The 12538-nt window shown below is 61.3% G+C and carries 7 protein-coding genes; 3 read left to right on the forward strand and 4 right to left on the reverse strand.

Annotated elements, in window-relative coordinates; translation table 11 throughout:
• A complete protein-coding gene (locus ACYASU_RS02340) occupies positions 1 to 981 on the forward strand; it encodes a 2-hydroxyacid dehydrogenase (protein ID WP_463581810.1) in 981 nt (326 codons plus the stop codon).
• A gap of 377 nt (positions 982 to 1358) precedes the next feature.
• Here the strand turns inward: ACYASU_RS02340 and ACYASU_RS02345 are convergent, their stop codons facing one another.
• Entirely contained in the window at positions 1359 to 2984 is a 1626-nt protein-coding gene (locus tag ACYASU_RS02345; protein WP_463581811.1) for a methyl-accepting chemotaxis protein, read from the reverse strand.
• A gap of 409 nt (positions 2985 to 3393) precedes the next feature.
• Here ACYASU_RS02345 and ACYASU_RS02350 point away from each other — a divergent pair, with 409 nt between their 5' ends.
• Positions 3394 to 3657, forward strand: a complete 264-nt coding sequence (locus tag ACYASU_RS02350; protein ID WP_197983975.1) for a DUF1652 domain-containing protein — start codon at positions 3394 to 3396, stop codon at positions 3655 to 3657.
• On the opposite strand, the gene ACYASU_RS02355 is transcribed toward ACYASU_RS02350, so the two are convergent.
• Positions 3644 to 6094 (reverse strand): UvrD-helicase domain-containing protein, encoded by a 2451-nt coding sequence (locus tag ACYASU_RS02355; protein WP_463581836.1) that lies wholly within the window; start codon positions 6092 to 6094, stop codon positions 3644 to 3646. The two genes, ACYASU_RS02350 and ACYASU_RS02355, sit on opposite strands and share 14 nt — an antisense overlap.
• A gap of 385 nt (positions 6095 to 6479) precedes the next feature.
• Between ACYASU_RS02355 and ACYASU_RS02360 the strand changes: the two genes are divergently transcribed.
• Positions 6480 to 7175, forward strand: coding sequence for a pirin family protein (locus ACYASU_RS02360; protein ID WP_463581812.1), 696 nt, complete (start codon positions 6480 to 6482; stop codon positions 7173 to 7175).
• Positions 7176 to 7813: 638 nt separating this feature from the next.
• Here ACYASU_RS02360 and pgm read toward each other — a convergent pair.
• Positions 7814 to 9457, reverse strand: coding sequence for a phosphoglucomutase (alpha-D-glucose-1,6-bisphosphate-dependent) (pgm, locus tag ACYASU_RS02365; RefSeq protein ID WP_463581813.1), 1644 nt, complete (start codon positions 9455 to 9457; stop codon positions 7814 to 7816).
• A 175-nt stretch (positions 9458 to 9632) separates the two neighbouring features.
• The gene (locus ACYASU_RS02370) at positions 9633 to 11870 is read right to left on the reverse strand and encodes an ATP-dependent DNA helicase (protein ID WP_463581837.1); all 2238 of its coding nucleotides are present in this window, start codon (positions 11868 to 11870) and stop codon (positions 9633 to 9635) included.
• Positions 11871 to 12538: the final 668 nt, after the last annotated feature.

Raw genomic sequence — 12538 nt, forward strand, 5'->3', positions numbered from 1 at the left:
ATGACTCACCATGTTGTGCTCTACAAAAAACTCTCGGCGCCATTGATGGAGCGCCTGCAAGCCCAGGCCGAGGTCACGCTGATCGATGATCCGAAATCCAGCAACGGCCTGGCCCGCCTGCGCGACGCCCTGCCCCACGCCGATGCCTTGTTGGGCGCGAGCGTGAAGCTGGACGCCGAACTGCTGGACCTGGCGCCAAAGCTGAAAGCGGTGTCCAGCGTCTCGGTGGGGGTCGATAACTACGACATCGAGTACCTGACGCGGCGCGGCATTCTGCTGACCAACACCCCGGATGTGCTCACCGAAACCACCGCCGACACCGGTTTCGCGCTGATCATGGCCACGGCACGTAGGGTAGTGGAGCTGGCGAATAGGGTCCGCGACGGCCAGTGGAAGCAGAACATCGGGCCGCAGCACTTTGGTTCCGACGTGCATGGCAAGACGCTGGGCATCATCGGCATGGGCCGGATTGGCGAAGCGGTGGCGCAACGGGGGCATTTCGGGTTCGGGATGCCGGTGATTTATCACAGTCACTCACCCAAGCCGGCGGTGGAAGCGCGCTTTGATGCCCGCTATCGCAGCCTCGGAGAACTGCTGCGCGAAGCGGATTTCGTTTGCCTGACCGTGCCGCTGACCGCCGAAACCGAGGGGCTGATCGGTACCGAGCAGTTTGCGCAGATGCGGCCGGCGACGATCTTCATCAACATCGCCCGGGGCAAGGTGGTGGACGAGCAGGCCCTGATTGCCGCGCTGCAGAACGGCCAGATTCGCGCGGCCGGTCTGGATGTCTTTGAGCAGGAGCCCGTGAATCCGGACTCGCCGCTGTTGCAGATGGACAACGTGGTGGCTACCCCGCACATGGGCTCGGCGACCCACGAGACCCGCGAGGCCATGGCCCGCTGTGCCGTGGATAATCTGCTGGCGGCCTTGGCGGGCGAGCGACCGAAGGATCTGGTCAATCCCGCTGCGTGGAATGGCTGATAGATACTCTGTGGGATATGGGAATGCTTGCGATATCACCCAGTTCCCAGGACCTCTGGGGGTGACCGGGGTGAACTCAGGATCTTGGGCACGCCGCAGGACGTGTAGGAGTGAGCTTGCTCGCGAAGACTGAGGTTGGTCCGCTGGAGATCTAGCGGCTTTGCCACTCTATTCGCGAGCAAGCTCGCTCCCACAGAATTGAGGTGAACTCAAGATTTCGGGCACGCCTCAGGACTTGTGGGAGTGAGCTTGCTCACGAAGACTGTGGCACAGCCGCCAGGGATTCAGCGGCAGTGCCCCCCCTTCGCGAGCAAGCTCGGCTCCCACAGGATCTGGTTAGTCCTTCAGGCTTGCGCGCCCCGAGCACAACAAACCGCTTAAATCACAAACTTAGCCACCATTGCTTTCAGATCAACCGCCAGTCGCGACAGCTCATGGCTGGCCGCGCTGGTCTGGTTTGCGCCCGCTGCTGTTTGCGCGGCGAGGTCGCGGATGTTGACCAGATTGCGGTCCACTTCCCTCGATACCTGTGCCTGCTCCTCCGATGCACTGGCGATCACCAGATTGCGCTCGTTGATCTGCGCAATGGCTTCGGTGATCAACTCCAGCGCATCGCCCGCCGAACTCGCCAGGTTCAGCGTCGTGCGGGTGCTGTCGGTGTTGCGCGACATGGAGTGCACCGCCTCGCCGGTACGCGTCTGGATGCCGGCGACCATCTGTTCGATTTCCGTGGTCGACTGCGCGGTTCGGTGGGCCAGCGCGCGAACCTCGTCGGCGACCACGGCAAACCCGCGACCCGCCTCCCCCGCACGCGCAGCCTCGATGGCGGCGTTGAGCGCCAACAGGTTGGTCTGCTCGGCGATCGAGCGAATCACGTCGAGCACCTTGCCAATATCACGGCCCTGGGCCGCCAGGCCTTCGACCAACCCGGAAGTGGCCTGGATCTGCTGGGTCATGTCCTGAATAGACTTCACCGTCTCGATCACCCGATCACGCCCCTGACGTGCGGCCTGATTGGACTGCTGTGACGCTTCGGACGTCGACACCGCGTTGCGCGCGACCTCCTCAACGGCGGCAGTCATCTCGTTGACGGCCGTTGCCGCCTGCTCGATCTCGTTGTTCTGCTGCTGCAAACCGCGCGAGGACTCTTCTGTCACCGCGCTCAGTTCCTCGGCCGCCGACGCCAGCTGCGTGGACGAGCCGGAAATCAGCTCGATGGTCTGGCGCAGATTGCGCTGCATCGTTGCCAGAGCGCGCAACAACTGAGTCGCTTCGTCCTTGCCGTCGACCTCGATGGGGCGGGTCAGATCGCCCGATGAGATCTCTTCTGCGGCGCGTACTGCTCGGGTCATCGGGTTGACGATACTTCGGGTGAGCAACCACGCCAACATGATGGTGAGCAGGACGGCAACCACTGAAACAGCAATCATGCTCAGGTTGGCGCTGTCATATTCCGCTCTGGAAATCTCTCCCGCTTCAGTGGCGCTCTTCGTGTTCAGGGCGATCAACTGGTTGATCTGCACACCCATGAGGTCAGTGGCTTCTTTCATGCGGGTATTGATCAATGCACGCATGTCCTCAACCTTATCTTGATGCGACAAGTCCAGCACTTTGGCCTGAATGTCGAGGAACGTTGCCAGCGTCGCTTCAAACTGGTTGTACACGGTCAGCTCATCAGCCTCGGCCGGGAGCGAGGCGTAGGCTTTTTTGGCTGTCTGCAACTTACCAATCAGTTCGGCGATCCGCGCATCGGTTTCGCGTAGCGATGCCGGTTCTCGGTTTACCAGCGTGCGAAACGAGGTGATGCGCAAGCGCAGGCTGTTCTCCAGCATCCCACTTAAATGGCCAATACTCGGCAGTTGATTGGACTCCATGTCGATGGCGGTCTGGCGTATCTGCGCCATCCTGTGAACCGAGAAAACGCTCAAGCCAATGACCAGTGCGGCAATGAACGCGAATCCCAGGAATGCGCGAGGCGCAATATTCATGTTTCTTATCGACATGGATGATCTCTCTGGAAGGCTGATGCTGCGTCGATTCTTTTAATTGACGCTCGCCTTGCTATCGGCCGCCCATCAACTTTCATGCGGGCGCCTTGAGCGTTTGGAGATATATATTTCTTCCACCTAACTCGTTAACGATGCTTTCAGATCGCTATAACGATTCAGCGCTGGTTCAAGCATGCATCCGCATATAAGCGATTCATGATAAAGATCAACGAAACATGAAATTCTCAATTGTGTAGGATTTATTTCCCGACACTGTCAGAACTCGGTGCTACCTTTACCTGACTCGTGGTCTGCGGGCCAGGCTTCCTCACGCGACGTGTCGATCGCTGCCGAAGCCTGAACAGACCTGCCGTTTTCCTACCCTGCGGAGCTTGTGAAGTGCTCGATTGAACGAGGTGGGTCCATGAACAAAGTGACATTCCCGAACGCCTGCCAGCTGATGCGCTGGCATTTTCATCCGGTGGGCTTCGAAGCCAACATGGATGCGCCCGGCAGTATGGTCGCCCGTCTTTTTGACCGGGCCAGCGGCGAGACCGTGATCGCCATCGCCGCCATTCCCTGCGCCACCGTGATGAACGCGACGGACGTGGAGCGCATCATCGAGGCCATTGAACTGGAGGTCGAAACCTTCATTCCAAGGCGCTCTCTGTACCTCAATCGGGCCTGACCACCTGGGCGTACTGCCCCTGTTCGACGGATGCGCCGAGTGGAGTGGCGAGTGCCGCAGCCCCTCGGCGATCGTCGAAAAATGCCTTGTCGCCTGCAACCCGTGCCGAGGCGCGCGGCATGTTCCCGTCGTCATTGCCCGCAGCGTCGATGAACCAGTAGCAGTGGCGAACGGCGCGGGTGATCGCCACATAGGCCAGGCGTAACACCTCATCTTTCTGCGCGTTGTCGAACGCTTCCAGATCCCCTTCCCGCCCCAGACCGGCCAGCTGATAGACCTGATTCTTGTACGGCGACTGCGTCAGATGCTGACAATCCCCGAGCAGAAACACGGCGTCGGCCTGTAGGCCCTTGGCGCTGTGATAGGTCAGTTGCTTCAGACGACGTTCCTGGGGCGGCAGCCTGTAATCGGCATCGGCAAGGTCATGCAAGGCTTCCGGCAAGCGGCTGCGTTCGCTGCCTTTGCGGTATAGCAGCAGCACCGAGTCGCCGGCGTGGTAATGCTCGGTCAGGCTCGCGAGCAATCGGTCATCGTCGCGGTCCAGCACGGTCACCGGCAGCAGCTCCTGCACCGGGCCGCTGGCGCGGGCCTTCTTGCCGCTGATCGCCGGCGCGGCACGCACGATGTGTTCGGCGGCGTCGATGATGTGCTGGTGGCTGCGGAAGTTGTCGCTGAGCATGACCTTGGTGGTCGAGGGCGAGGAAAACTCCTTGGGGAACTCCATGAAGAATTTCGGCGAACTGCCGCGCCAGCCGTAGATCGACTGCCAGTCATCGCCGACGCACAGCAGCGATGAACGCTGGGCACCGCGGCCCACATGCAGCGCCGGGCCGCGACTGCGAATCTCCCGCAGACTGGCGCGGATCCACGAGACGATCTGCGGCGAGACGTCCTGAAACTCATCGATCATCAGATGCGACAGCGGACGCAGCCCTGCATCGCTGACCAGCTTGAGGTTCTCCGGCGAGTTTTCACCGAACAGCGAGAACATCCGGTTGTAGGTCATCACCGGCGGTGATTGATCCAGCAGGTGGTTCTCGAAGGCCTTCCAGAACAGGCTTAGCGCTTCGAAGAAAAACCGGTCGGGGTCCTGATCGGAAAAGCTCATCTGCGCCACGGCGTCCGGCACGTCCAGCCCGAGATTTTCGATGAAGCTGGCGGCCGCGACGAAACAGTCCAGCAACGGCGCCGCGCTCAGCTCGCCTTTGACTTTGTAATCGAACCCCGGCCCCGCCACGGCCGCGCCGGACAACGACTGCATCATCCCGCGCGATGCCTGGTAGTTTTCCAGCCAGATGACCGGCTTGCGGCAAAACGCCTGAAACAAGGTGCGCTTGATCACCCACTCGGCCCACACCGGCAACTTGGCGTCCGGACGGCGCAGGTGCTGGTCTTCGCTCGGGTCGAAACCCAGGACGATCCACGCATCCAGCTCGGCCGCATAGCCGTGGACGTGGAAGGTCAGGCCGCTGACTTCGACGGTCTGGCGCATCGGCTCGACGCCCTGAATCGGCCACGCGCCGGCGCGAATCCACAGGTCTTCAATGACGTCGCACAGCTCTTCGTCGCGCTTGGACGACAGGCCCATCACGGTGATGCGCTTCTGCACGTCCGGGTGATCGCGGTCCAGTTCCTTGAGTTGCAGCGACTGCCGGTACAAGGGCGCCATGACCTCGCGAAAACGCGGATTGGCGGCGTACAAATCCCGGTAGCACAGGTTTAGCTGTTGGCGCTGGGCGTCATTGATGCGCAAGTCGAAAGGGTTGCTGTCGGCGCTGTCGTCGAACAGCTGGCCGGACTGACTGCTGAGGTTCTCGAAGGCCTGCAATTGCTCGAAACCCGGCAGGCTGCGCACCAGCGGCAGGATCCGCGAATGGAAAGTGCGCACCACCTCGCGGGCCTGACGCAGGGTCAGCTCATGGCCCCACAGCGCCATGATCTCGATGAGTTTGTTGATGAAATCCTTGCGTGACTCGCGGGTGAAGGTCACCACGGTCATCGAGTCCAGCTCGAAGCCCAGGTAGTGGTTCAGCAGCAGCACGCGCAACACCAGCGACGTCGACTTGCCCGCCCCGGCGCCGGCAATCACGTAGGTCGATGGCGTGTCGCTGAAAATCATCTTCCACTGGGCGGTGGTGGGTTGCGCGTGTGCGGGCAGCTTCTCGGCGACGTCGGCCTTGATGCGCTTTTTCAGTTCGTTGGTCAGCGGCAGGCGCCAGTCGTCGAACAGGTGGTCGTCAACCCTCGGGCCACGATGCTCAAGGGGCCGGGTGTCGCGAATCACCAGCACCTGACGGCCTTCTTCAATGCCATCCAGGTGACCTTCCGCGTAACCCTCGTTCATGCCCTCGGCATGACCGTTGAGGTAGCCATCGGCGTGGCCCTGGTGCCACGACGGCACGTGCTGCGCCTGGATGCGCGACAAACCCCTCCCCATCACGCGGGCAAAGAGCCGCTTTAAGAACGGCAAGCGTTCAGGGGTATTCAGGTCGGGAGGCAGTTGGTTTGGCTCGTTGGGTAGCTCGGCGGAAAAATCGTGCGGCACGCAGGCTCCGGGTATCGGCGTTTTCGACAGGGCGCCTATGGTCGCCCCATTCGTGTTTCAGCTCCAGTGAAATGCTTTGCGGTCAGGGAGTTAGCCGATAAAGGGCAGCGTGTTTCTAGGCCCCATGATGGCCTACGTATCGAATTAACCGATCGCATTCATGCAGAACTTACGCTTTTTATCGATATTTAGTTGATAGATCATTGCTCCATCGACTGACAAGTCATCACCAGCGGCGCCCTGCCACAGGCCCGGCCCTGCTACGGAGGAACTGATCATGCTGCAACTTCGACCTTTCAAATCCCTTGGCAGCGCAGACCACGGCTGGCTGAATGCCCATCACCATTTCTCGTTCGCCAGTTACTACGACGAGAGCCGCATGAACTGGGGCCAGCTGCGGGTGTGGAACGATGACGTGATCGAGGCTGGCACCGGCTTCCCGCGTCACCCGCACCGGGACATGGAGATCATTACCTATGTTCGTGAGGGCGCAATCACTCACGAGGACAGCCTGGGCAACCGTGGCCGTACCGAAGCGGGCGATGTGCAGGTGATGAGTGCCGGCACGGGCGTGGCCCACAGTGAATACAATCTGGAGTCGAAGGAGACGCGGATTTTCCAGATCTGGATCATGCCGGACGAGGTCGGTGCTCCGCCTTCGTGGGGTGCCAAGCCATTCCCGAAAGGCGACCGCGAGGGTTTTGTGACCCTGGCGAGTGGCAAGGCGGACGATGATATCGAGCTGCGGATTCGGGCCAATGCCAGGTTGGTGGCGGCCAATCTGAAGGCCGGTGAGACGGCTGAGTACGTGCTGGATGCAGGCCGTCGGGCGTATCTGGTGCCTGCGACGGGTGTTATCGAGGTCAACGGCCTGCGTGCCGAGGCGCGCGACGGTGTGGCGGTTGAGGATGAGCGTGTGGTGCGGGTGACGGCCCTCGAAGACAGCGAGATCGTCCTCGTGGATGTGGCTTGAAAAGCCGTGAATCAAGATCAAGAGCGTGTGGCTGAGGGCAGACGTTTCGCCTTCGGCGAGTTACTTGATAAAGCCCCAAGTAACCAAGGGCTTGTGCTCCTGGTTGGGCCCGACTTCGTCGGGTTCCTTCACTCCGGTCGCGATAGGTGTCGTCTGGAATTCTTGTGGATGAAGATCAAGAGCAGATCAAGGGCTTCCCAGCTAAAGCCGGTCCCACAAAAGCAACGCGTGCAATCAGTGGAATTAGCGCTGACTGTAGGACCGGCTTTAGCCGGGAAGCTTTTGCTTTTGCTGTTGCTGTTGCTGTTGCTGTTGCTGTTGCTGTTGCTGTTGATCTTCTACGCGGTAGTCCATACAGCACAAATCGCGACTTGGGTGCAGGCCGAGCGCAGACGACGCGGAGTGGGCCGAGCCGCATGGATGCGGCGAGAGCGCCGTTGCGGACATGGATGTCCGTTCGGCGCGGGCCCACGGAGTGTCGTCGAAGTGAGGGTATTCCGACGAAGGAGGAACCTAACCAGGAGCAAGCACCCTTGGTTACTTGGGGTGCTTTTCCAAGTAACTCGCCGAAGGCGAAATGTCTGCCGTTAGGCAGACTCTCTCGGCCGCACCACGAGCTCAGGCTCGACGCAAAAGCGTCAAGGCGCTATCGCGCCGTCAACAAGCACCTGCGCCTCAGCCACCAGACGCTTCAGATGCTCCTCACCTTTGAAGCTCTCCGCATAGATCTTGTAGATATCCTCAGTCCCCGACGGACGCGCAGCGAACCAGCCGTTCTCGGTAATGACCTTCAAGCCACCAATCGCCTGATCATTGCCCGGCGCCTTGCTTAGGATGCTCTCAATCTTCTCCCCAGCCAGCTCCGTCGACGTGACCTGCTCCGGCGACAGCTTGCTCAACAGCGCCTTCTGCTCGAAGTTGGCCTTCGCCTCGACGCGGGTCGACACTGGTTCGCCCAACTCATTGGTCAACGCCTTGTACATCTCGCTCGGGTCGCGGCCTTTGCGCGCGCGGATCTCCGCGGCCAGCAGTGCCGGAATCAAACCATCCTTGTCTGTCGTCCAGACCGTCCCGTCGCGACGCAGGAACGACGCACCGGCACTCTCCTCACCGCCAAAGCCCAGCGAACCCTCGTACAACCCTTCGGCGAAGAACTTGAAGCCCACCGGCACTTCGTACAGGCGGCGGCCCAGACGTTGGGTCACGCGATCGATCATCCCGCTGCTGACCACGGTCTTGCCGACGGCCGCATCGGCGCGCCAGTCGGGACGGTTTTGAAACAGGTAATCGATCGACACCGCCAGGTAATTGTTCGGCGCCAGCAGGCCGCCGGTCGGCGTCACGATGCCGTGACGGTCGTGGTCCGGGTCGCAGGCGAAGGCCACCTGGAAGCGGTCTTTCAGACCGATCAGGCTCTGCATCGCGAAATTGGACGACGGGTCCATGCGGATCTTGCCGTCCCAGTCCACGCTCATGAACCGGAAGGTCGGATCGACGAACTTGTTCACCACTTCCAGATTCAGGCCGTAGTGCTCACCAATCGCCGACCAGTAACGCACACCCGCCCCGCCCAGCGGGTCAACGCCCAAGTGCAGGTTCGCGCCACGAATGGCGTCCATGTCGATGACGTTTTTCAGGTCAGCCACGTACGTGTTGATGTAGTCATGGCGATGGGTGGTGTCGGCGCGCAGGGCCTTTTCGTGGGTGATGCGCTGGACGTTGACGAGGCGTTCGGCGAGCAATTCGTTGGCTTTGTTCTCGATCCATTTGGTGATGTGCGAGTCAGCCGGGCCGCCGTTGGTGGGGTTGTACTTGAAACCGCCGCTTTCCGGCGGATTGTGCGAAGGCGTGATGACGATGCCGTCGGCCAGACCGGTCGTGCGCCCGCGGTTGTAGCAGATGATGGCGTGGGAGATCGCCGGCGTCGGGGTGTATTCGTCACCCTCGGAGATCATCACGTTGACGCCGTTGGCTGCCAGCACTTCCAGCGCCGAAGCGGCCGCCGGGGTCGATAGCGCGTGGGTGTCGGCGCCGAGGAACAGCGGGCCGTCGATGCCGTTGGCCTGGCGGTACAGGCAGATCGCCTGACTGATGGCCAGCACGTGCCACTCGTTGAAGCTCAATTCGAAAGAGCTGCCGCGGTGCCCGGAGGTACCGAAGGCAACACGCTGGGTCGCCACCGACGCGTCGGGCTGGCCGGTGTAATAGGCCGTCACCAGACGAGGAAGATCGACCAGCAATTCTGCAGGCGCCAGTTTGCCCGCGAATGGACTGATACTCATGCGAAACCTCCGTGGATGAAAAATAGGGAAAAGACAAAAAAGAAAAGGGCTCGACCAGGCGGGAAACGCCCTGAAACTTCGCCTGAAATGCCATCAGCGCGGCAGTTTACTGGCAGTTGGACCGTGGCGCTCGGCTATCGATCCGTAACGCCTTGAGACAATTAGCTGCCCCCCATCATAGCTGCCACCACACCGGTAACAGTTGCTGGATCTTGCGCTCGGCGAAGCGATCGTCGATCAGCACCACCACGCCGCGATCCTCAACACCCCGAATCACACGGCCGGCGGCCTGCACCACTTTCTGCATGCCGGGGTACAAATAGGTGTAGTCGTAACCGGCGCCGAACAACAGGCTCATGCGCTGTTTGAGTTGCTCGTTGACCGGGTTGATCTGCGCCAGGCCCAGGGTGGCGATGAACGCACCGATCAACCGAGCCCCCGGCAGGTCGATGCCCTCGCCGAACGCCCCGCCCAGCACCGCAAAACCGATGCCCTGACTGGCCGGGGTAAAGCGATCGAGAAAGGCCTGCCGTTCGGCCTCGGCCATGCCCCGGGATTGTTTCCAGACAGGAACAGCCGAGTGGCTGCGCTCCATCAACTCGGCGACTTGCTGGAGATAATCGAAGCTGCTGAAAAACGCCAGATAATTGCCCGGTCGCGCCTCGAACTGCCGCGCCATCAGCTCGACGATGGGCGCCAGCGACGCCTGCCGGTGGGTGTAGCGGGTGGAAATGCGGCTGACGATTTCCACGTCCAGCTGCGACCGTTGGAACGGCGACTCGACGTCGACCCATGCCGTGGTGTCGGGCAGGCCCAGCAAGTCGCGGTAGAAATGCCGTGGATTGAGGGTCGCGGAAAACAGCACCGCACTGATCGCGGCGGTCAGGCGCGGACGCACAAACCCCGCCGGGACGACATTGCGCAGGCACACCCGGGACAGCGACTTGCTGCCCAGTTCACGCTTGCTGATATCGAACAGGAAATGCTCGTCGAACAGCTCGGCGATGCGACCGAACTGGATCGCCTCGAAGTAGAAACTCTGCAGCTCGCCGTTGGCCGCATGGGGGTGCTCGTTGAAATAATCACCGAACGCGGTGATGCACAGATTGAGGCTGTTGAGAAACTTGGCCGGCGTGGCGGCGTAGGCCTGGTAAGGGGCGACTTGTTCCTTGTGCAGGGCATTCCAGTCGCGGTTGAGCCGCTGCAAGGCCTTTTTCACCGGCTCCGGCGCGCTCTGCCGCACCTGATTCATGCTGTGCTGATCGAGGGTCGCGCTGTACATCGACCGCGCCCGCTCAACCATGTTGTGCGCCTCATCCACCAGCACTGCGACCCGCCACTGATTGAACTGACTGAGCCCGAACAGCATGCCGCTGAGGTCGAAATAGTAGTTGTAGTCGGCGATCACCACGTCCGACCAGCGCGCCAGCTCCTGGCTCAGGTAATACGGGCAGACCTGATGGCCCAGCGCGACCTCACGCACGCCCGCCTGATCGAGCCACGGCTTGATCATCGCCTCGCTGCGCGCCGCCGGCAGCCGGTCGTAAAAACCTTTGGCGAGCGGGCATGAGTCCCCGTTGCATGCTTTGTCCGGGTATTCGCAGGCCTTGTCCCGGGCGACCATCTCCAGCACACGCAGGCTCAGCTCCGGCGCGCTTCGACCAATCACACTCAGGGCATCCAGCGCCAGTTTGCGTCCCGGGGTCTTGGCGGTGAGGAAAAACACCTTGTCCAGCTTGCGTGTCGGCGCGGCCTTGAGCATCGGGAACACCGTGCCGATGGTCTTGCCAATGCCGGTGGGCGCCTGGGCCATCAAACAGCGTCCGGTGCTGACCGCCTTGTACACCGACTCGGCCAAAACACGCTGCCCGGTGCGGAAATCGGCGTGGGGAAACTTCAGAGCGCCGAGCCCATGGTCGCGGGCGTCGCGGTGGGCCAGCTCCTGCCGCGCCCACTGCAGAAAGATTCCGGCCTGAGTTTCGAAAAACCCCTGTAACTCGGCCGCCGTGAAGCGCTGCTGAATGAGGGTTTCCTGCTCACTGATGATGTTGAAATACACCAGGGCAAGGTTGACCTCGGCCAGCTGCAACTGCTGGCACAGCAGCCAGCCATAGACCTTCGCCTGCGCCCAGTGCAGCTGCCGGTGATTGGCGGGCAGGCTGCTCAGGTCGCCGCGATAGGTCTTGACCTCCTCGAGCTGGTTCAGCCCAGCATCGTAGCCATCCGCCCTGCCCCGAATCCTCAGCTCATGAAACACCCCGCTCAACGCCACCTCAGCCTGATACTGCGGCCCCCGCCGTGCTGCCACCGTCCGATGCCCGGCAATCCCCTCCTGCGCCGTGGGCGACGGCGTAAAGCGCAAATCCAGATCCCCCGCCTTCGCCGTAAACTCACACAACTCCCGCACCGCCATCCGGTAACCCGTTTCCGGATCGACAGCCGCCACCGCCACAGGCTCGACAGGAGCTGCGCGGGTATCGGGGGGAACAGCGGAAATGGAAGTCACTGAAAAGGCTGGCCGTCGATCGGAACACTGGACGGACGTACAGATAACAGCTCAATGCCGTCGAGGCAAACGGAAATGGATTGGCGGACAGATTTCGGCGCAGAGCGCCAGGGGATGCATACCCACGCAGAGCGTGGGGACGATCTAAAGCAGCGCGTGTAGTCAGTGAGAGTCGCGATAGCCCTAGACCGTAGGACTGGCTTCAGCCGGGAAGCCTTTGATCTTGCACTTGATCTGCTTTTGCCCTCCAAACACAAAAGGTCCAGACACCGCCAAACGCGACTTGGGTGCAGGCCGAACGCAGACGACGCGCAGTGGGCCGAGCGGCATGGATGCCGCGAGAGCGCCGTCAGGACATGGATGTCCGTTCGGCGCGGGCCCACGGAGCGTCGTCGGAGTGAGGGTATTCCGACGAAGGAGGAACCCAACCAGGAGCAAGCACCCTTGGTTACTTGGGGATGGTGGGGGGTGTCAGAAATTTTGTGTTCGGGCATAACATGAGTAAGAGGTGCATGTATGCCAACCAAAAAGAAACCTGCGTTACGCGAGCTACCCAAAATCCCTAAAGAGCTGCT

The organism is Pseudomonas sp. HP_12 (genome assembly GCF_055283955.1).

What these genes read in the sequence shown, in the direction of transcription:
- ACYASU_RS02340 (WP_463581810.1), top strand. Translation starts at nt 1, where the DNA reads ATGACTCACCATGTTGTGCTCTACAAAAAACTCTCGGCGCCATTGATG.
- ACYASU_RS02345 (WP_463581811.1), bottom strand. Translation starts at nt 2,984, where the DNA reads ATGTCGATAAGAAACATGAATATTGCGCCTCGCGCATTCCTGGGATTC.
- ACYASU_RS02350 (WP_197983975.1), top strand. Translation starts at nt 3,394, where the DNA reads ATGAACAAAGTGACATTCCCGAACGCCTGCCAGCTGATGCGCTGGCAT.
- ACYASU_RS02355 (WP_463581836.1), bottom strand. Translation starts at nt 6,094, where the DNA reads ATGGGGAGGGGTTTGTCGCGCATCCAGGCGCAGCACGTGCCGTCGTGG.
- ACYASU_RS02360 (WP_463581812.1), top strand. Translation starts at nt 6,480, where the DNA reads ATGCTGCAACTTCGACCTTTCAAATCCCTTGGCAGCGCAGACCACGGC.
- pgm (WP_463581813.1), bottom strand. Translation starts at nt 9,457, where the DNA reads ATGAGTATCAGTCCATTCGCGGGCAAACTGGCGCCTGCAGAATTGCTG.
- ACYASU_RS02370 (WP_463581837.1), bottom strand. Translation starts at nt 11,870, where the DNA reads ATGGCGGTGCGGGAGTTGTGTGAGTTTACGGCGAAGGCGGGGGATCTG.